This window comes from Microcystis panniformis FACHB-1757, from assembly GCF_001264245.1.
Taxonomy (GTDB): Bacteria; Cyanobacteriota; Cyanobacteriia; order Cyanobacteriales; family Microcystaceae; genus Microcystis; species Microcystis panniformis.
The window spans coordinates 3,194,758-3,214,587 of the sequence record NZ_CP011339.1 but is presented as its reverse complement, the minus strand read 5'-3'; the positions used below and the strand labels follow the sequence as shown (position 1 = coordinate 3,214,587).

The 19,830-nt window shown below is 43.4% G+C and carries 19 protein-coding genes, 1 tRNA gene and 1 pseudogene; 7 read left to right on the top strand and 14 right to left on the bottom strand.

Going from position 1 to position 19,830, the window contains the following annotated elements:
- Positions 1 to 49 precede the first annotated feature (49 nt).
- Positions 50 to 679 (bottom strand): GUN4 domain-containing protein, encoded by a 630-nt coding sequence (locus VL20_RS15535; RefSeq protein WP_052277019.1) that lies wholly within the window; start codon positions 677 to 679, stop codon positions 50 to 52.
- An 83-nt stretch (positions 680 to 762) separates the two neighbouring features.
- On the opposite strand from VL20_RS15535, the gene VL20_RS15530 reads away from it, so the two are divergent.
- Positions 763 to 1,743 carry an aspartate carbamoyltransferase catalytic subunit gene (locus VL20_RS15530; RefSeq protein WP_052277018.1) on the top strand — a complete coding sequence of 327 codons (981 nt, stop codon included), beginning with the start codon at positions 763 to 765 and terminating at the stop codon, positions 1,741 to 1,743.
- 23 nt (positions 1,744 to 1,766) lie between these two features.
- Here VL20_RS15530 and VL20_RS15525 read toward each other — a convergent pair whose 3' ends face one another.
- Positions 1,767 to 2,048 (bottom strand): hypothetical protein, encoded by a 282-nt coding sequence (locus VL20_RS15525; protein ID WP_002788965.1) that lies wholly within the window; start codon positions 2,046 to 2,048, stop codon positions 1,767 to 1,769.
- A gap of 420 nt (positions 2,049 to 2,468) precedes the next feature.
- Here VL20_RS15525 and VL20_RS34090 point away from each other — a divergent pair.
- Together VL20_RS34090 and VL20_RS15515 are read left to right on the top strand one after the other, a co-directional pair.
- A pseudogene (locus tag VL20_RS34090) lies at positions 2,469 to 3,694 on the top strand (ISL3 family transposase).
- A gap of 95 nt (positions 3,695 to 3,789) precedes the next feature.
- Positions 3,790 to 4,461, top strand: a complete 672-nt coding sequence (locus VL20_RS15515; RefSeq protein WP_052277017.1) for a Uma2 family endonuclease — start codon at positions 3,790 to 3,792, stop codon at positions 4,459 to 4,461.
- Positions 4,462 to 5,347: 886 nt separating this feature from the next.
- Here the strand turns inward: VL20_RS15515 and ureE are convergent.
- Together ureE and VL20_RS15505 are read right to left on the bottom strand one after the other, a co-directional pair.
- The gene (gene ureE, locus VL20_RS15510; RefSeq protein WP_002747017.1) at positions 5,348 to 5,824 is read right to left on the bottom strand and encodes an urease accessory protein UreE; all 477 of its coding nucleotides are present in this window, start codon (positions 5,822 to 5,824) and stop codon (positions 5,348 to 5,350) included.
- A 271-nt stretch (positions 5,825 to 6,095) separates the two neighbouring features.
- Positions 6,096 to 6,581, bottom strand: coding sequence for a DUF4168 domain-containing protein (locus VL20_RS15505; RefSeq protein WP_052277016.1), 486 nt, complete (start codon positions 6,579 to 6,581; stop codon positions 6,096 to 6,098).
- A gap of 199 nt (positions 6,582 to 6,780) precedes the next feature.
- Here VL20_RS15505 and VL20_RS15500 point away from each other — a divergent pair, with 199 nt between their 5' ends.
- The 3 genes from VL20_RS15500 to cobD all read left to right on the top strand — a co-directional run bounded on the left by VL20_RS15500 (position 6,781) and on the right by cobD (position 8,513).
- Positions 6,781 to 6,984, top strand: a complete 204-nt coding sequence (locus VL20_RS15500) for a hypothetical protein (RefSeq protein WP_002759569.1) — start codon at positions 6,781 to 6,783, stop codon at positions 6,982 to 6,984.
- A 145-nt stretch (positions 6,985 to 7,129) separates the two neighbouring features.
- Positions 7,130 to 7,414 (top strand): HU family DNA-binding protein, encoded by a 285-nt coding sequence (locus VL20_RS15495; protein WP_002759570.1) that lies wholly within the window; start codon positions 7,130 to 7,132, stop codon positions 7,412 to 7,414.
- Between the two features lie 31 nt (positions 7,415 to 7,445).
- The gene (gene cobD, locus VL20_RS15490; protein WP_052277014.1) at positions 7,446 to 8,513 is read left to right on the top strand and encodes a threonine-phosphate decarboxylase CobD; all 1,068 of its coding nucleotides are present in this window, start codon (positions 7,446 to 7,448) and stop codon (positions 8,511 to 8,513) included.
- A 109-nt stretch (positions 8,514 to 8,622) separates the two neighbouring features.
- Here the strand turns inward: cobD and psbC are convergent, their stop codons facing one another.
- The 9 genes from psbC to VL20_RS15445 form a co-directional block, all read right to left on the bottom strand.
- Positions 8,623 to 10,005, bottom strand: a complete 1,383-nt coding sequence (gene psbC, locus VL20_RS15485) for a photosystem II reaction center protein CP43 (RefSeq protein WP_002739004.1) — start codon at positions 10,003 to 10,005, stop codon at positions 8,623 to 8,625.
- On the bottom strand, positions 9,989 to 11,044 hold the full coding sequence (psbD, locus tag VL20_RS15480; protein WP_002737445.1) for a photosystem II D2 protein (photosystem q(a) protein): 1,056 nt from the start codon (positions 11,042 to 11,044) through the stop codon (positions 9,989 to 9,991). The genes psbC and psbD overlap by 17 nt, the downstream gene beginning before the upstream one ends.
- A 325-nt stretch (positions 11,045 to 11,369) precedes the next feature.
- Positions 11,370 to 12,131, bottom strand: coding sequence for a lipoate--protein ligase family protein (locus VL20_RS15475; protein WP_052277013.1), 762 nt, complete (start codon positions 12,129 to 12,131; stop codon positions 11,370 to 11,372).
- Positions 12,094 to 12,570 (bottom strand): YbjN domain-containing protein, encoded by a 477-nt coding sequence (locus tag VL20_RS15470; protein ID WP_012266813.1) that lies wholly within the window; start codon positions 12,568 to 12,570, stop codon positions 12,094 to 12,096. The genes VL20_RS15475 and VL20_RS15470 overlap by 38 nt, the downstream gene beginning before the upstream one ends.
- 536 nt (positions 12,571 to 13,106) lie before the next feature.
- Positions 13,107 to 14,048, bottom strand: a complete 942-nt coding sequence (locus VL20_RS15465; protein WP_052277012.1) for a J domain-containing protein — start codon at positions 14,046 to 14,048, stop codon at positions 13,107 to 13,109.
- Between the two features lie 32 nt (positions 14,049 to 14,080).
- The gene (locus VL20_RS15460) at positions 14,081 to 14,902 is read right to left on the bottom strand and encodes an inositol monophosphatase family protein (RefSeq protein ID WP_052277011.1); all 822 of its coding nucleotides are present in this window, start codon (positions 14,900 to 14,902) and stop codon (positions 14,081 to 14,083) included.
- Between the two features lie 14 nt (positions 14,903 to 14,916).
- Positions 14,917 to 15,285 (bottom strand): 2Fe-2S iron-sulfur cluster-binding protein, encoded by a 369-nt coding sequence (locus tag VL20_RS15455; RefSeq protein ID WP_052277010.1) that lies wholly within the window; start codon positions 15,283 to 15,285, stop codon positions 14,917 to 14,919.
- Between the two features lie 163 nt (positions 15,286 to 15,448).
- Positions 15,449 to 17,695 carry a hypothetical protein gene (locus VL20_RS15450; RefSeq protein WP_052277009.1) on the bottom strand — a complete coding sequence of 749 codons (2,247 nt, stop codon included), beginning with the start codon at positions 17,693 to 17,695 and terminating at the stop codon, positions 15,449 to 15,451.
- Positions 17,692 to 18,633, bottom strand: a complete 942-nt coding sequence (locus tag VL20_RS15445) for a homogentisate phytyltransferase (protein WP_002788939.1) — start codon at positions 18,631 to 18,633, stop codon at positions 17,692 to 17,694. The genes VL20_RS15450 and VL20_RS15445 overlap by 4 nt, the downstream gene beginning before the upstream one ends.
- Positions 18,634 to 18,872: 239 nt before the next feature.
- Between VL20_RS15445 and VL20_RS15440 the strand changes: the two genes are divergently transcribed.
- A tRNA-Ser gene (locus tag VL20_RS15440) sits at positions 18,873 to 18,959 on the top strand.
- Between the two features lie 103 nt (positions 18,960 to 19,062).
- Here VL20_RS15440 and VL20_RS15435 read toward each other — a convergent pair.
- Positions 19,063 to 19,725, bottom strand: coding sequence for a class I SAM-dependent methyltransferase (locus tag VL20_RS15435; RefSeq protein WP_002788937.1), 663 nt, complete (start codon positions 19,723 to 19,725; stop codon positions 19,063 to 19,065).
- Positions 19,726 to 19,830: the final 105 nt, after the last annotated feature.

The window sequence follows — 19,830 nt, the reverse complement described above, 5'->3', positions numbered from 1 at the left end:
AGTAAATCGGAAAAAAGGGAAGATGAGGAGAGAAGCTTTTCCTTAAATTTTATTCTAGAGAATTTATCGCCGTGATCGCTGTTTGTCTTTGATCCAAGCTAACAATATTACAGGTAACTAATCTTTGGGCGAGGGTAGTGTATTCTAGGCGACCACCGGCGATCTGATATTCGTCCCGGGGCGCCGGTAGATGACCGACGGGAGCATTGAGGGTATAGTTAAGATTTTCTTTAAAAATAATCCAATCACCATCTTTACGCCAACCGATACGATCGCCAAAAGTTTGAAAATTTTCGATCGCCACTAAGCGCCCCGGTCGATTACCTGTCTCAATAAAAATACGAAATTGGGTACTGAAACTAAAACGTCCCCCAGAAGCTTCTTTCCAGAGTTGATCCATCTTTTGCAGATCCCAACAGGCCAATTTTTGCAGGTCTTCCATGGTAAACCAGCCCTGTAATTCCCGTCCGGTCGCTTTCAGCATTAAATTACGGGTTTCATCGTTAGCTTGTCGCCAATTTTGTTGAGCGAGGAAATTTTTCAGGCGAGTGTAATTAATGCCCGTGGTCGGTGATACCATTTCCCCAGAGGTGGTAGTCTGGGCAACGATCGCCGGCAAGGGATTGAGAAATAAAGCGATCGCGAGAGTGATCTGACAGAAGGAAAAATTAATTCTCATAAACCCTATTTATTAACCTGATGCAAAGAAATCCTAGAATAGCATAGACGAAATTTGCCGTTTTTACCGCCTCCTTAACTCCTATGGCTTTCACTTGGCTCCGACACCACATTTTGGGATTGCAAGACTGGCAACCGGAAGAATACCAAACCCTGCTACAAACGGCCTCTAGTTTTCGTGAAGTTCTTTCGCGACGTACCAAGAAAGTGCCGGCCTTACAAGGTCAAGTGGTGACAAATCTTTTTTTTGAACCTTCCACCCGCACCCGTAGTAGTTTTGAACTAGCGGCGAAACGTCTTTCGGCCGATGTTCTTAATTTTGCCCCGGGTAGTTCCAGTTTGACTAAGGGGGAAACGATTCTCGATACCGCTTTAACCTATGTGGCCATGGGTACGGATATTTTTGTTATCCGACATCAACAGTCGGGAGTTCCCGATTTAATTGCCGCAGAAATGGATCGTTTGCAGTCGGGGGTCAGTATTCTTAATGCTGGGGACGGTCAACACGAACACCCCTCCCAGGGACTTTTAGACCTGTTTACGATTTGTTGTCTATTAGATGATGAAAATCCCCGTTTAGAACTTTTAGAGGGCAAAAAAATCGCTATTGTTGGGGATATACTCCATTCTCGTGTGGCTCGTTCCAATATCTGGAGTTTAACTACGGCAGGGGCGGAAGTACATTTGTCCGCACCCCCTACCCTACTGCCGAAATATTTTGGGGAATTGTGCGATCGCATATTTCTCCACTGGGATTTAGAACCAGCTTTAGAAAAGGCCGATTTTGTGATGACCCTGCGACTGCAAAAAGAACGAATGACTGCCAATCTTTTGCCCAGTTTACGCGAATATCATCAAAGTTTTGGCATTACTCGTCCTCGTTTGCAATCCTGTCAACCGGGGGTGAAGGTACTTCATCCAGGTCCTGTGAATCGGGGAGTGGAAATTAGTTCCGATTTAATGGACGATCCCGATTTTAGTCTGATTTCCCAACAAGTTACCAGTGGTGTCGCTGTCAGAATGGCTTTGTTATACCTGATCGGTAATCTTCGCGGCGATCGGTAAAAGTTTCTCAGGGATTTGCTCTTTTAGTCTGGTTTCATTGAAACAATCCTAAAGTTTCTATCAAGGTAAATATCATACTTTCTTCCTCCCTCACACACAGCATCTTCTGCTTCAAATAGGTTAGTCTCAACATCAAATTTCATCGCTTTAGGATTCCTACAACCCTGTTTTAGCAAAGCATCAGTCAACCGTGATTTCTCTTCTGGAGTCAAAGCTCGATAATCACTACTATTAGCTTGACCTGCATAGATTGACATCCCCATAATACTAAGGGATAGTAAGCTTATGATCGATTTGGTCTTCATTTTTTCAATTTCCTGAATACAATAAAAACATCATGGCAAGGGTTTTAAACCCAAATTTTCGGTAATTAGTTCGGCACGATTACCGATCAACTATATCTTAGGGGAAGCATACCTAGATTGCAATAAGTATAAATACTCAAGCTATCCCTAGGGCTTTTCTAGAAACTTTGACCGATACCGAATTCCGTTCTCAAGGGACTAGATATGGCAACCTACTCCTTTCTTTTTTAACTAGGGTTGGCTGAATAAATCTAAGGCTCTTCCGAACTTGTCATGTAAAATTAAATAAAAAACAGACAATTATTGCTAACCAATAAAACAATAATTTATCTTTAAAAGTTCACTATGCTTGCAATACAGCAATTTATTGGTTAAAATATAGACAGCCAAGACCAGAAATTTTAGACACAAGCTATACTTATGCCATCAAATCCACAATTAAAGTTAATGACCGAGCTACTTCACCTAGAAGAAGTTGTAGTTACCAATTATCAAATTATTACCGATATGGCAATTGTTTTACATTTAGAAAATATGTCAAGAGAAAGCCAGTGCATTCATTGTGGAAGTAAAACGGAAAAAGTTCATTAAAACAATGAATTAACAATCCGAGATTTACCCTTTGGAGAACAGGCATTATATCTGAGAATCAATCGTCGTCAGATGAGATGGGAGAAATGTGGGAAAAAATTCACAGAAGAACTAAATTATTTGCCGAAGAAAAGAACCTACATAGACAGATTTAGAAAAAAAATAGTGACCGAATTCCTGAATAGTGATCTCAAAAATACGGCAGAAAGAAATGGGGTAAGCGAACGAGAAATAGAAACGATGCTCAAAGACTTAGGAGAAGACTTAATAACCGCAAAACCTCAGGTTCTAAAAAAACTAGGAATAGATGAAATAGCCATGATAAAGGGAAAAGGAAATTACTATGCTGTGTTAGTAAATATAGACCAAGGGAAAATTGTAGGCTTAGTAGAAAAAAGAACAGAAGAAGCATTAACATAATATCTGAAACACTGGGGAGAAGAGGTTTTGAGCCAAATAGAGGAAGTAAGTATAGACCTGTTGATAGGGTATAAAAATGTGGCAGAAAAACTAATGCCTCAAGCTCCAATAGTAGGAGATAGATTCCATGTAATGAAACAAGTAAATAACGAGCTAGATGAAGCCAGAAAGGAGGTAAAAAGAGAGGCAGCCAAGATAAAAATAAGAAAAATAAAGAAAATATCTTAGCAGGAATAGCCAAGAGCAAATATGCCTTGTTAAAGAATGAAGGAGACTTAGTAGAGAAAGAAAAGAAAAAATTGGAAGAAGTATATAAAGTGTCTCCAAAACTTGGGGAAATGCACAAATTAAAAGAGGAATTTAGAGAAGTATTTGAGAAAAATACGGAGGGGAATGAGGGATTATTTGCCTTGAGCGATTGGATAAAAAAGGCGATGGCTTACTTTCCTAAAAGCTGCCAGACAATTCGGCGGTATATTGACGAAATAACTGCCTATTTTGATAACCGAACAACCCAGGGAATAGGGGAAGGAATTAACAATAAACTGAAGGTGATTAAAAGGAGAGGCTATGGATTTATAAACTTTAAAAACTTTAGTCTTAGATGTTTATTAAATTGGCATTTTGCTAGTTAATTTTACATGGTAAGTTCGGAAGAACCTAATTTTTGTTGAAATCCTATGAGTAAGGGTATAATTAAACTAAGAAATCAACATTTTCAGCTAAAGCCATGCAATTAGCCTTAGAACAAATTATCGTCAATCCCGGTCAACAGTTACTTTTAAAAGAGCTTAACTGGCAAAAATTTGAGACAATATTATCAGAATTAGGAGAAAGTCGTGCTTCTCGGTTATCCTACAGTAACGGAATATTAGAAATTATGGTACCTTTACCCGAACATGAAAAAGATAAAGAAATCATTAGTTATATGGTTCAGTTTTTGTTAGAAGTACTCAATATTGATTTTGAACCGTTAGGATCAACAACATTTAAAAACGAGCGGATGAATCAAGCGGTTGAACCTGATGCCTGTTTTTATATTAAAAACTATCAGGCCGTTATTGGCAAAAATAGACTTAATTTAGAAAGTGATCCCCCCCCTGATTTAGTCCTAGAAATTGATATTACTTCCCGTACCTATTTAGATAATTATCGACAGTTAGGTGTTCCCGAACTGTGGCGTTATACTCAAAGTGGCCTACAGATTAATTTATTACAAGAAGGAGAATATATTGAGTCTTTAAGCAGTCCCAATTTTCCTCAGATACCGATTATTGAATTAATTAATCAATTTGTTAAACAAAGTCAACAACTGGGGAGAAGTGAAGCCATTAGAAACTTTAAAAATTGGCTGACGGAAAATATAGATAATAAGTACCTAGGCAAAATTATTTACACATGACGATCATTGCCCCGTAAGGGTTTTAGCTCGATCGGGCAGGTAATTAATTTTGCATGACTACTTAGTGGCTCTTCGTTACTTGTTATGGTTCGATAGGGGGGCATAAATCGACTAAATCCTTATCTGGCAAGAGACTTAATTGATTAGTTCGCTCTAGATAAAAAACAATTGACAAAAATCGCTAAATGCCTTTCTCTATAAGGGTTCCATCCCTTATAACCCCCGTCCATTGCATAACACAAACCGAAGAGCCATAATAGTTGAAAAATCCTAACATTTTTGACTTAGATAAATTTGTCCGTCGAGAGTTGTATAAACTTCTTGCGGTTCAATGATTCAGTTTGTTACTAGAATCTAGGCTCTTCTGGTTTCTGTGTGTAAACGAGGTCTATACTGATAGTTTCTTCTTTCAAAATAGTCCTAAAAGTCTTGCCCAGTAAGCATTTAACCTTACATAAGCAAAAATTATCACACAAAGTCGAGAAGAGCCGAATCTAGTTCACAAAAATAGATTAGGTCATTGTTTTGAGCAGGGAATTTTTTAACCTCAGTGGGTGTGGATAAATCAGACAGGACAGGGGTTACAGCCGTTGGTGCTAGTTATGAAAGTACCATGGTTATTCATTCCTCGTAGTTCGATTTTTACTTTGATAATTAATCAATTCACCGAGGCCGATTAAAATTCTAGAAACTAGCAGAATGAGAGCCTCTTGATTAAGAAAATATCCCGTAGAGGCTGTTAAAAAGTTACTGTTTTCTTGTCAGTTAAATTTTGTTAAGATAATGGCCAAAAACTACAATTTATGGTACGAAAAGAGGTAAGTCGAAACCGAGTTTGATTTTTGCTTACTCTAAATCAGAAAGAGCATTGGGCAAGATTAGCTAACTATCCCTTTTTTGCCTCTTCCAAGTCATGATAATGCTGATAAGCGCCGATTTCGGGGTTAAAGGGGGCGATTTCTTCAGTTACAGTTAATCCCAAACCTTCTAACATTGCTTGTAGGACAGAATCGGGGGCCAGACGCAGGTAATCGGGATTAATTTCTAGGGCTACATGACGATTACCGAGGTGATAGGCCGCTTTGAGGAGTAAATCGGTTGAAGGGGCGGTAATAGTGATAACTGGTTCTGGTTTAGCGATAATTTGAACAATTTCGCCGTTTTCTCCCCGCAGGAAATCGCGATCCTGTAGAATGGTGCCGCGGGGTAAACGAAAACAGAGGGAAAAACCCTCGGGACTGTCGAGACGATAACGGCTGCGGGTGCGTTCTTCGGCCGTAAGTAGAAGGCTAAAAACTACCGTTTCTGGGGGAGGTGGACTAGCGGTATGACGGGGGGGTAAGCGCTCGGTAAAAGTTAACATGATATTGGTCAATGGGAAAAAACATTCTTATTGTAGCCCTGACTCCAACTTGACCCGAAAAACTGAGGAACTTTTTCTATTTATGGCTCTTCGGTTTGTGTTATGCAATGGACAGGGGTTATAAGGGATGGAACCCTTATATAGAAAGGCATTTAGCGATTTTTGTTAATTGTTTTTTGTCTAGAGCGAACTAATCAATTAAATCTCTTGCCAGATAAGGATTTAGTCGATTTATGCCCCCCTATCGAACCATACCAAGTAACGAAGAACCCTATTTATTTTCCCGCTGCAGACGAATCATCTCATTTTGCACCTGTCGTCTCAAGTTATCATCGCTACTAATCCGGTTAGTAATGGCGTTAAATTGAGCGGCGGTGAAGCCATTATCTTGGACAATCTTTTTTGATTTATTACAATAATCTACGGCAATTCTTTGGGCATTAGCTGGAAGATTATTAAAGCTTTCCCGTTGGTTACAGGTAATTGCTGGGGGACTTTTCCCTAAAATTTGCGAAATTGCCTGATAAGCTTCTTTTCTTTCGGTTTCGATCCACAAAACTGCTTTGGCATAACGTTTGATTTGGTCAGCCGTAAAATCTTGAGTATAAGCGGAAGACTGAAAACTAACCACCTCCGTCGTCCAAGAAAATTCGGGAATCACACCGCCAAGAATGGCGATTACTGCCAAAAAAGTCACAATAAAAGAACGTCTTAAGCTTTGACCTAGATCGGCTAGGGGATAGCAGTAAATCACCATGCGAGTTTGTCGCTGAATAGATAATGATAGCAAACTTTCCAGTTAAATCCTGCTTTTTTGAATATTTTTAACGATCATAAGTTCCAATTCTAGCCAATATCTCCTGGTCCCGAACCTTAATTTTTGGGCAGAAATTGCTTTGGTAAACTTTTTTAACGTTTTTGGGGGCAAAATTAGTCAAAAATCTTTGAGAGAACCGATGAACGATTTTTGGGAAGTTAGGATGCCTATCGCTTTTAGAGAATATTTATCGGCAATTTCGCCATCTAATCTCTTTTTATTAGCTTATATCGCTGTAAATCTCTCGCTTGTTCCCTTTTTTCTCTCCCCTGGCGGGGAATTGGGGGGAAATCTAGATAAATTAAAGGTTTCAGCGATTCCGATCGAGACAATTCCCGCTTAGAATAATGCAGTGGAATATATAGCCAATGAGGATTTGAGGCATTATTTAGTGATCTCGATCCTGGCGAGTCCTCAACAGGGGAACCATAATAAACTACTGACAACCACCCTAAACTCAGAAAAACCGCAAAAAAAGGAGTTAGCGCATGAATAAAGGTGAATTAATCGATCAAATCGCTCTCAAAGCCTCTGTCACCAAAAAACAAGCAGATGCTGTTCTCACTGCCGCCATCGAAACCATTATCGAAGCGGTTTCTGAGGGGGACAAAGTAACCCTAGTAGGATTCGGTTCCTTCGAGGCCCGGGAACGTCAGGCCCGGGAAGGACGCAACCCAAAAACCGGCGATAAGATGGAGATTCCGGCCACTCGCGTCCCGGCTTTCTCGGCGGGTAAACTGTTTAAAGACAGAGTGGCTCCGGATAAGGAATAATTACTGTTGAGTTTCGTTCGCTGTAAGTCTTTTGCCTAGACCTAAACATGGTGGTAATCTTGACTGGGCGGCCGCAATTGCTGGCTGTCCGGTTTCCTCTATTCTCGATTTTTCTGCCAGTATCAACCCCCTCGGTCCGCCGGAAAGCGCCCTAACCGCTATTAAAAGCCATTTAACCAGTCTGACTCGTTATCCTGACCCCGCGTATTGGCAGTTGCGTTCTGCCCTCGGTCAATGGCACAATATCGGACCAGATTGGATTCTCCCGGGCAATGGTGCGGCTGAGTTATTAACCTGGGCCGGTCGAGAATTGGCCTCATTTGATAGTGTTTATGTACTAAAACCCGCTTTTAATGATTACGAACGGGCCTTAAAAAGTTTTGGTGGTAAAATCTGCCAACATTCCCTAAATTTAACCAGTTTAAAGCCGGTTAATCCCGAAAAACAAGGCTTATTACTCAATAATCCCCACAATCCCACGGGGAAACTCTGGACGGTGGCGGCCATTCGTCCCTATCTATCGCAATTTGGTTTGGTGGTAGTGGATGAAGCTTTTATGGATTTTTTACCCCCGCCACAACAGGAGAGTTTAATATCTCTGTTGCCAGAATATCCTAATCTCGTGATTTTGCGTTCCCTAACTAAATTTTACAGTCTCCCCGGTTTACGTCTAGGATACGTCCTTGCCCATCCCGATCGCCTGTTACAATGGCAAAAATGGCGCGATCCTTGGTCGGTGAATAACTTGGCTGTGGTTGCCGCTATTGCAGCAATTGAAGATAGGGATTTTCAACAACAAACTTGGGACTGGTTAACGGCAGCCCGCGAGGATTTATGGCAGGGATTAGCTAATTTTCCGCAATTACAGCCCCAAACCAGTGCCGCTAACTTCCTCTTAGTACAATCTCAATCTTCCTGTTTACCCCTACAGGAAGCTTTATTAAAATACCATCGAATTTTCATCCGCGATTGTCTCAGTTTCCGCGAATTGGGCAGCAATTATTTTCGGGTCGCTGTCCGTTTACCGGCAGAAAATCAACGATTATTATCGGCTTTAGAGAGTATTTTAGCCGCGTCTGATACTAAATCCGTTGAGTAACGCACAGAAAACGGGTTTCTCGGAGAAACCCGTTTTCTACTCATGCAAATTAACAACAAAAAGGCTCCCGCCAACTAGACGGGAGCCGCTGCCATCGAACTAAGGAAAATTAGTCGAGGTCAGGCATTGCCAATGCGGGTTCAGTCTCGCGGTCAATTCCTTTCTCGAAACCGGCGGCGGCGGCGCGAGCGCGTCCAGCGTGCCAGAGGTGTCCAATCAGGAAGAAGAAGGCGAGGGTGAAGTGAGAGGTAGCCAACCAAGCGCGAGGAGACACATAGTTAAACGAGTTAACGTCAGTGATAACCCCACCCACAGAGTTCAAGGAACCTAAAGGAGCGTGGGTCATGTATTCAGCCGCGCGGCGTACTTGCCAGGGTTGTACGTCATTTCTGATTTTGTCGAGGTCTAAACCGTTAGGACCGCGGAGGGGTTCTAACCAGGGACCGCGGAAATCCCAGAAACGCATGGTTTCACCACCGAAGATGATTTCACCAGTGGGAGAGCGCATCAGGTACTTACCTAGACCAGTGGGGCCTTGGGCAGAAGCGACGTTAGCACCTAAGCGTTGGTCACGCACCAAGAAGGTGAAAGCTTGAGCTTGGGAAGCTTCCATACCGGTCGGACCGTAGAATTCACTGGGATAGGCGGTGTTGTTAAACCAAACGTAAACGGCGGCGATAAAGCCCATCATGGAAAGAGCGCCCAAGCTGTAGGACAGATAGGCTTCTCCAGACCAGATGAAAGCGCGGCGCGCCCAAGCAAAAGGTTTGGTGAGAATGTGCCAGATACCGCCAGCGATACAGATTAAGCCAATCCAGATGTGACCGCCGATGATATCTTCCATATTGTTGACGCTGATAATCCAGCCTTCGCCACCGAAGGGAGCTTTGGTCAGATAACCAAAGATAACTGCGGGGTTGAGGGTAGGATTGGTGATGATGCGGACGTCACCGCCACCAGGGGCCCAGGTATCATAGACACCGCCAAAGAACATGGCTTTAAATACCAACAACAGCGCACCACAACCCAAGAGAATCAGGTGATAACCGATGATGTTGGTCATTTGGTTTTTGTCTTTCCAGTCGTAACCGAAGAAATTAGAGTATTCCTCTAGGGTTTCCGGTCCGCGGATAGCGTGGTAGATACCACCAAAACCGAGTACAGCCGAAGAAATTAAGTGCAGAACACCAGCGACGAAGTAGGGGAAGGTATCGACTACTTCACCACCCGGACCGACCCCAAAACCGAGGGTAGCTAAGTGGGGAAGCAGGATTAAACCCTGTTCGTACATCGGTTTTTCGGGGATAAAGTGGGCGGTTTCAAACAGGGTCATTGCCCCGGCCCAGAAAACGATTAAACCAGCGTGGGCGACGTGAGCGCCGAGCAGTTTACCGGAGAGGTTGATAAGACGAGCGTTACCGGACCACCAAGCGAAGCCGGTGGAACTTTGGTCACGACCGGTAGCGGTAGGGATATTAGAGAGCGTTACCACGCGGGAGAACCTCCTCAGGGAAGATAAAGTTTTCGTGGGGTTGGTCTTGGGGAGCCATCCAAGCTCTCAGACCTTCGTTAAGCAGAATATTTTTAGTGTAGAAGGTTTCAAATTCCGGGTCTTCGGCCGCTCTCAATTCCTGAGAAACGAAGTCATAGGCCCGTAGATTAAGCGCTAATCCAACCACACCCACAGCACTCATCCATAAACCAGTCACGGGGACAAAGAGCATGAAGAAGTGTAACCAACGTTTGTTGGAGAAAGCGATGCCGAAGATTTGCGACCAGAAACGGTTCGCAGTGACCATGGAGTAGGTTTCTTCCGCTTGGGTGGGTTCAAAAGCTCGGAAAGTGTTGGAACCTTCACCGTCTTCAAACAGGGTATTTTCTACCGTCGCTCCGTGAATAGCACAGAGAAGCGCACCACCGAGGATACCAGCTACACCCATCATGTGGAAGGGGTTGAGAGTCCAGTTGTGGAAGCCTTGGAAGAAAAGAATGAAACGGAAGATACCAGCCACGCCGAAGCTAGGGGCAAAGAACCAGCTAGACTGACCGAGGGGGTACATCAGGAAGACACTGACGAACACCGCAATCGGGCCAGAGAAGGCGAGGGCGTTGTAGGGACGAATGCCGACCAAACGGGCGATTTCAAACTGACGTAGCATGAAGCCAATCAAGCCGAAAGCACCGTGGAGAGCGACAAAGGGCCATAAACCGCCGATTTGACACCAACGGGTGAAGTTACCTTGGGCTTCCGGTCCCCAGAGAAAGAGGATGGAGTGACCGAAGGCATCGGCGGGGGTGGAGACGGCCACAGTCAGGAAGTTGCCGCCTTCCAGATAGGAACTGGCTAACCCGTGGGTGTACCAGGAGGTGACGAAGGTGGTGCCGGTTAACCATCCACCTAGGGCCATGAAGGCGCAGGGGAAGAGTAGTAAACCAGACCAACCGATGAAGACGAAACGGTCTCTTTTGAGCCAGTCATCGAGAGCATCAAACAGCCCTCTTTCTGGGGCGCGTCCGACAGCAATGGTCATGGGTATTTTTCCTCTTGCTTAACTGAAATCACGGGCAAGATTTCTTAACTTTTTTGAGTCTGGGATTACTCCCATTGTCTTATAAGATGGCGCGATCGATTGACTGGATTAGCTTAACTAAACTAGCTGCGATCGCTCGTTAATCCTCACAAACTGTAAAAGATTAACGTTTCTTAAACTAGCACAAGCTAGACAATAATTTCGAGTTCGATAAGACTTTGGTTCCTTGCGGCCTCTATCTACCTTTAACTATTATTAGCAAAAAATTACAAATCTATACAACTTAACTCATAATTGATTTTTTACGCACACAAAAACTTTTTTGTCAATGAGTATTTATATTCATTTTTTTAATTGATCGCCATTCCCAATCCTCTAGGGGTTGCTCTAGCAATTGACAATCAAAGCATTTCTCGGCGGCGGTTTTCAGGGTAGCGATAATTGTCTGTAGGGTCAAATCTGGGGCTAAATTGAGCTTTTGAGGGGCAGCACTGGCGAAAACTTGCTCAAACAGCGAATTATCCTGCTCTAGCACCATCGAACCATGTTGGAGAACCGAGGAACCCCGTTGCAGTTGCGCGCTCCCAATAAATTTATTTCCCCAATTATCGACTAAATCCGCACCAGTAGCCGTACCGAAACAGTTAGCAGAATGGATATATCCCCGGCCGGCAGCACCGTAGGACAATTCTAGACCGAGATTTTGCCAGCCTGTGATTAAAAATCGACAGATTTGACAGTAAACTTTCCTAATATTCCCCTTCATCCCCGAATTTATCACCATATAAGTCAAATCCCCCTGATGTAGTACAGCCCGTCCACCGGTAGGACGACGAACTAGGGAGATTTTTTGACCTTGCCAAGTCAAATCACGCCAAAAATCGGGATATTGCCGTTGATGATAGCCCAAGGAAATAGCCGGGGGCGACCATTGATAAAAACGCAGAGTCGGGGGATGATCACCACAACGGTGTTGCTCTAGTAACCAAGAATCGATCGCCATTTGTTTCTCTGCCGATGAGATAATTGGAGGGATATAACGCCAAATTTTAGCTGCCACCAAAGGATTCTCGTAACATTTCATCATTATTATCTGCTACCGTCGCCACGAGAGTAATTGCTCGCGAAATCTCCCCAGCAGACAAATCGGCCACCGTACGCTGAGAAATCACCACCACCTGATCATTCATAATGGCAAAATGAGATTCAAAGGTTTCGGCACAATTCATCGCTAATAACTTGCGAGTTAATCCCAATTCATCCTTAACGGGTAATTTGAGGACAGAAGACCACACCGTTAGAAAATCATCATCGCTTTCCCCAGTTAACTGTACAAATACCTCAACGCTACCATACTGAAACTTCCAAAGATAACCTTTTTCTGTATGTTGTACCATAGCAGTATCATTCTGCTGCAGAGTAGAAATAACCATTTCAATCATTTCTTGGTGACTGCTCGTACTAGCCAGAAATTCATCGGTCATTGACTCTATTGCTTCTGAAGTCGCTAAACTTTCCGTGGTCATAAAAATTCCCTAAACTCGATCGATCACAATCTTATCCCAAGAGAAAAGAAAAAAGTAACAAAACAGACATAGAAGAGCCGAGTGGGGAGCTTTTTTCCTGTGATTAGTAAACAGCAAACAGTAAACAGCGAAAAGACAACGGCTTAACCATTCTCTATATAAGGGTTTCAGAACTTTTTTCTCATTTTACCTAACCCACCTTGACAGAAGATAAATGACATTTTGGGCGCCGGCGGTCATTGGTGTCAACTTAAGCAAAAAGCTTAATTATTATTAAGTAGGGAGGCACAATTATTTGTAGGATGGGTTAGCGGTAGCGTAAACTATGCGGGCGTTGGGTTTCATGCTTCAACCCAACCTACGTTCATCTTATATTTAATTCCACCCACCCACTTACTGATCAGGGTAAGCTGTTTTGTCTGTCTAGTTTGAGCTTGAGTCTCGGGCTGATCTTTTCTTTTCTCCTGTTACCTGCGTGGGTAACAGGCGGGTTAAAATGACGATTTGGTATCAGGCTTATACCGTTATGGTTTGAGCTAGTTATTCTTTTTACCACCAAATAGGGACCAAAAACCGCTCTTAGGATTCCCTTCCTTTTTTTGTCCCTTCTGGTCTTCCATTTCAGTATTAAGATTAACTACTTTATCCAGTTCCCGTTTGCACCTAATCACCGTCGCATCTTTGGGGCTGACTTGCCAGGCGCGATTGATATGAACCCGGGCCATGGAGAGTTGATTTTGTCGCAGGTAGGCTAAACCGAGCAGGGCGTGACAGATGCTATTATCTGGTTCTTCCCGTAGGGCATCGCGCAATTCTCGCAAAGCTTGGGCGGGGTTATTTTGGTCAAGAGAGGCTTGGGCGCGGCGAATATAGGCTTCTAAGGGCGATTCCTTGGCTTTAGCTGGGGCTGCCGTGGTGGTAGCCGCGACCACTAACTCGGACTGGCGAGGATTGCCTTGGGAGATAAAGACTTTCGGGGTAGTTTTCTTGTTGCCCTGACCTTCGGTTAACATCAGATAAACCAGATTGAGTTCACTGAGTTGGGCGATTTTCTGATAGGTATTTTCCAGGGCGGTATATTGATCGATCGCCAAAGATTGCAGGATTTTTTGATAGGCTAATTCATAGTTAGCGGTGGACTGGGCTAGTTTTCTAGCTGGTTCGCTATTGATGGTGATTTTACCCGAATCCCTCGCCATTGCCTTGCCAATTTGTGTTAAAACAAGGCGTAATTCTTCCCGAGATAGGTCGCGGCCCAGATGTTCGTAGGCGGGGTTAACTAATTTGGCGAGTAACTGATGAGCCTGTTCCCTTTCGGCGGGGGTGTAAAGGCGACAGGTATCGGGGTGAAGTTTATAGGCGATTTTTAAGTAACGCTCGCGAATCGCCTCATGTTCGGCATCGATCGAGACTCCTAAAACAGCGAAGTGATCGATTAAATCAAATTGAAATAATCCCTGGGAAATTGGAAAAGGCATACAGCAGACCCTACTCTAAAATGATAATCCCATTAAAACTGAAAACTCCAAGAGGCAGCTTTTTGCAGAGCCTGGCTTAAGGGGGTGTGAATGTGTCCGTTAGTGGCCAGAATTCGCCCCGTTTCCATCAGAAAAGGACTCTCATCGTAGGCGCTAATTTTACCGCCAGCTTCTTCGATCAGAATAATTCCCGCAGCCAGATCCCAGGGATTAATCCCTCGTTCCCAATAACCATCTAAGCGCCCACAGGCCACATCGGTTAAGTCTTTGGCAGCAGAACCGCTGCGGCGTACTCCTTGGGTCAGATGGGTCAGATAACAGAATTCGGCATAATTATTATCGGAGGTTTGACAGCGATCATAGGCAAAACCCGTCACCAGTAAACTTTTTTCTAGTTCACTCGTCCGGGAGACATGGATGGGACGACGGTTCAGGGTTGCCCCCAAACCCCTGGCAGCCCGAAATAGTTCCTTTCTAAAGGGGTTATAGATGACTCCCACTGCTGCTATCCCTGCGATCAGTAGTCCGATGGAGACGACGGATACGGGATAACCGTGGGCATAGTTGGTGGTTCCATCGAGAGGATCGATCGCCCAGAGATACTCGCTATCCGTCCCTGGCAGTTTTCCCGATTCTTCCGCTAAAATCCCGTGTTTGGGAAAGTGACGGCCAATAATTTTGAGAATTTCTGTTTCTGCTCGACGATCTATTTCCGTCACTAAATCGCCCGATCGTCCTTTTTCTTCTATTTTCTCAATTTTACCCCAATTATCGAGGATAATTGTTCCCGCCGCTAGGGCGGCTTCGCTGGCAATGTCTAGGTATTTTTCTAATTGGCTGCTGGTATCTGGCACGATTAATCCCTAATCTATTCTTCATCTAAGGGTAAACCAAAACGCACTTTTCCACGGGCAAAAAAGCGACCGAATTGCAATTCATAGACTTCATCTTCGTCTTGGGTGGCTACTTCCATATCGCCACGAGCATAACTGACACAAAGTAAAGCATAACCTCTGGCTTTTAATTCTGGTGATAGTCCGATCGCTTCTGGTTGGTGGATATCTCCCGATAATACCCTGACCGCGCAGCTGGTACAAGCTCCATTACGACAGGAAAAGGGTAATTGATGACCCTGTTTTTCCAGACTTTGCAGTATATAGTTATCCTCGGGAACGGTGGTGGTAATTTTTTCGCCGGTCTGACGATTGTGAACGGTGATTTGATAATATTTAGTCATAGTTTAGTTAGCCAGAAATTATAGATGCAATTCTAGATAGTTCTAAATTTAGGGGCTATTTTAGTCAGCCGTCTCAATTATATCATCAATAATTGCTAAAATAGTCATCATCTTTACAATTATCCTTGACAACTGTTGACTTTTTGGGTTCAATTGCCAATTTTTATGGCTCTTGAAACTTGATCTCTTTTAATCTAACTGCACCGTCGATAATTGAGATTTCCTGGGAGCCAATTTGTACGATAGAATCTAATCCCTTACCGATAATTTTAACTGCTGGGGGACGACTTTTCTGTACGGTCATCACCAGAAAAAACTCCTCGCTACCCGTGGCTAAAATGCGCTCACCTGTATTAGTTTTCTCGACTTTTAAAGTCACGGGAGTGATAAAAGTTCCCCGCATATTTGCCCCATTTTGAGTGATAGTAAAACTATTTTTTCCTAGAATGACATTTCCCTGGGTATTCATCACCCAAGTTTTATTAATAAATTCTGGTTGATCGACTTTACCTAATAATTTATCCATCAAGACGAATAATCCGGGGGAACCGGAGGACAGACTGTAATCGACGGCGAAAGAGCGAACTAGAGCGACTCCTGCGGGTGGTTCAGCCCCTTTAACCCTGATTTTATCAGTTTTTAACCTAATTACTCCCGAACCATCGGGACTAGATTGAAAAGATATCGGTTTTGCCTGTCGCCAAGGCGGTGTTTTCGGGAAAATAACTGTATTTTCCGAGTTCCAGTCGCCTTTTGACCCCTCAAAACTCGCCCAATGTCCTCCTAATCCCCAAATTCTCACACTAGCGACATCGGGAAAAGACCATCCCCCCACAAAAGGTTGCTGTTTGAGATAGATACTAGCGACAAAATCCTCTTCATTTTGCCAGCGATTACGAAAAGCATAAAATCCCTTTTGTTGATCAACTAAAACCCTGGAAAGTTGGCGCTCGGGATTTTCGGAAGTAAGATTAGATGGATAACCAGCGAGAAGAAAAGGGGCAATATGGGGATAATGAGGGTGAAAAAGTTGTTTTTCTTGACCTTGTAATCGCCATTTTATTGCTGGTAGCCATGATTTATCGGTAATTCCCAATCCGATAGTTAATAAAGATACCCCTACAAACATCTGATGTCTGCCATAAGCAGGAATCAATAATTGACCATTTTTAGGGACAATTCTGGTTAAATAATGGGGGATTAATTGGGCTGCCGAGGAACCAGTTACTAAGTCTAATCCGAGACTATTTCGATAGCCTTGCAGAAAAGGAAAAACAGTGAGAACCATGGGTTCGGTGGTGTATAAATCTCCTTCTGTGCCAAATCCTCGATCGCCGATCGCTGTGGTAAAATAGCGTTCGATGTGACGTTTGGCCATTTCCACCTGTGCCGAGGGAGAATAGAGAGAATCGGGTGGTACATCTTCTTTGAGAATCGCTAAACTAGCTAATCCTGCCGCACCTCTGGCCCGCGCATTCCAGTTACTAACTGCGTTTCCATTCCATCCATCTTTGGGTAAACCACTGAGAAGTTTTTTACTTTCACTGAATAACCAGCGAGTGATTTCCTGTTGGCGCTTTTCTCCCCAAAGATCATAACAAAGATCGTAGGCGAGAGCGACTCCAGCAACAATTGGCGCTTGTTCTAAGATTCTCCTTCCCCGATTTTTACGGGTTTTTTCGATAATTTCCCAGGCGATTTCTGCTGATTTTCTATCTTGATTTAAAATTGCTAAAAAACAATGACCTGTGGCATGATAACCCCCATTAGGCACATAACCATCGTAATAAATTTTTTCTTGTAAACTGTTGTTTAATTGGGCGATAATAGTTTGACCGATGGGAGTTTTCGCTTTTTCTCTGAGATTAGTTAATTCTGACTTGCGAAAGATTAAACGGGGATGTTCTCGCGGTTGTAGGGGTTGGTGATTAGGAACAGGATTAGGCCAAAAAGGGGAAATTGTGCCATTAACTTGGTTTTGTAGTCTTCTTCCCCCTAAAGTGCCTTGATAACTGCCGATAAGTTGGTCTTGGTAGGGGACAATTTCGATATTATAGATAGCTTCCCTGACTTCCCCTTGCCAAGGGTGAGTTTGAATGTTCATTTTCACCTGTAATCGCCAAGCATTGTCTAATTTAATCGCTTTTACCGTACCTTGGTGATCCACTTCTTTATTGAATTTGAGCGCGTATCCCCACACCGACGGCTGACAAACAGCGTGATCACAGCTTAAATCTAGGGTAAGATTTTGATAAACGGGTTGATCTTGCCACAGTTTCCAAACACCATTTTTCAGGGTTAAACGAAGGTTGCCGGTTAATAATTGCGGATCGATGGTTTCTTGACTAGGTGCGCTTGTACCACCTAGCAAAAGTAAGGGAATGGCCGCTAAAAAAGGAGATATTTTCATATTAAACAAGCGAGGGGAAATATCAGGTATTCTAGGAAGAATAATTTCCAAATAAATTGGTAGAATTGGCTGATTTCGCTTTTATCTTCTAAATTTACTCCGCGACTACGCCACCAAAGAAGAACAAGTAGGAGCAGATGGGCGACAATGGCCAGAGAAGAATTAATTCCGTTTATCCCCAAGAGACCGACTGCAATCATCCCCGCATAACATAGGGAAATTGTCAAGAGGGAAATTGTTAAGATTTTTTGAGGACCGAGAAGCAGGGTAAAAGTGGTAATTTGGTAAATGCGATCGCCTTCTAGGTCAGGAACATCCTTGAAAATAGCGATCGCAACGGTGAAAACAAGAACAAAAGCTGTTAAAACCCAGACCGAGGGATAGATAGACTGATTTTGATTGATAACTGTGTTGTAGTGGCGAAAAAGACCTAAATTGACGATGACACCCCGGACGGTAAAAATACAGAAGGCGGACCAGAGGGGAAAGCGTTTTAAACGCACTGGTGGCAAGGAATAGGCAGTACCGATGAGTAAACTAATCCCCACGGTGATTAACAGCCAAAAACCACCGATAAAAGCCAGTATAATTGCTAAAATACCGCTAAAACCCACGATTAATCCGCCTGTCAACCGAGAAAATTCGCCCTTGGCGAGGGGAAGATGGGGTTTATTGATTTTATCGATGTCGATGTCTTCCAACTGATTTAAACCGACGATATAGACATTACCCGCAAGACAAGCAGTCCAAGTGAGCAATAAAACCGACCAATGGCTAAAAAAATCGCTAATATTGCCTAAAGCAATTAAATACAGACTTAAAACACTTAAAGAAGTGCCGATAATCGTATGGGGACGGGAAAATTTCCAGAGACTCCCTAACCAGTGGAGAAAGTTAGGCTGGGGATGGTTAACTGGAAGAAAAGGAGCTTGATTCATCAGACCTCCGGTAAAAATCAAAAATTGTTATGGTTGCTGAGGAGTCGGTCGTCAGTAGTCAGGAGAATCAATAATGAATAATAATCGATTAAATGGTCTATTTAGATATTTTATGCCACTTAATCCTTATTTTTGACGTTTTTAAACCCTCAAAAATAGATTATGCAAGAGGTCTATCAAAAAAAATCAATACTAGGGGAAGTAATCTGTTAAAATGATAATCCAGACTCAAACCCTGTGGAGAGGTGGCAGAGTGGTTGAATGCGGCAGACTCGAAATCTGCTTTAGGGTAACACCTAACGTGGGTTCAAATCCCACCCTCTCCGTTGAACTGATAACTTAGTGCTGTCGTTAAGGAGCTTAAAGGATGTAGCGTTGTCCTGGGTGGTTTCCGCAAGAGCAAAAGCTTTTCTAATCTCGCCAACTTCTTCACTTTTTCATGGCCAGGGTCAACCCATCACCAATAGGAATAATACTGATATTGACCCGTTCATCCTGCTGAATTTTGGCATTAAGTGAACGGATAATTTTGGTGCGATTATCGGTGCTATCGGCCGCCGCTACCCGTCCCGACCAAAAAACATTATCGATAGCGATAATTCCGCCGCTTCTAACCAATTGTAAAGCCCGTTCGTAGTAGGGATCATAATTACTTTTATCGGCATCGATAAAGACAAAATCAAAACTATTACCTTCTCCCCCGGCGATTAATTGATCTAAAGTCTCCAGGGCCGGAGCAATTCTTAAATCGATTTTAGCGGCGACACCGGCCTGCTGCCAATAACGGCGGGCTATACTGGTATATTCTTCGCTAAGATCACAGGCGATCAGCTTGCCTTCTGGGGGTAAAGCTAAGGCCACCACTAGAGAACTATAACCAGTAAAAACCCCTATTTCTAGGGCTTTTTTCGCCCCGATCGCCTGTACCAAAAAAGCCATAAACTGACCTTGTTCGGGGGCAATCTGCATGACTGCCAGGGGTTGAGAGGCAGTTTCTTGACGTAATTGAGCTAAAATCGGAGATTCTCGCAGACAGATAGATTGATAATAGGAGTAAAATTGTTGATCGAGTCCAAGAGTTTGATTAGCCATAAAAAAATTGCTAAAGGATAGAGTTATCGAGTAAAATTCTGGGTAATCTGAAGCTAGAGAGACCGTATTGGTTAACCAAAAAGGAAGACTTGGCAGGAAGCAAAT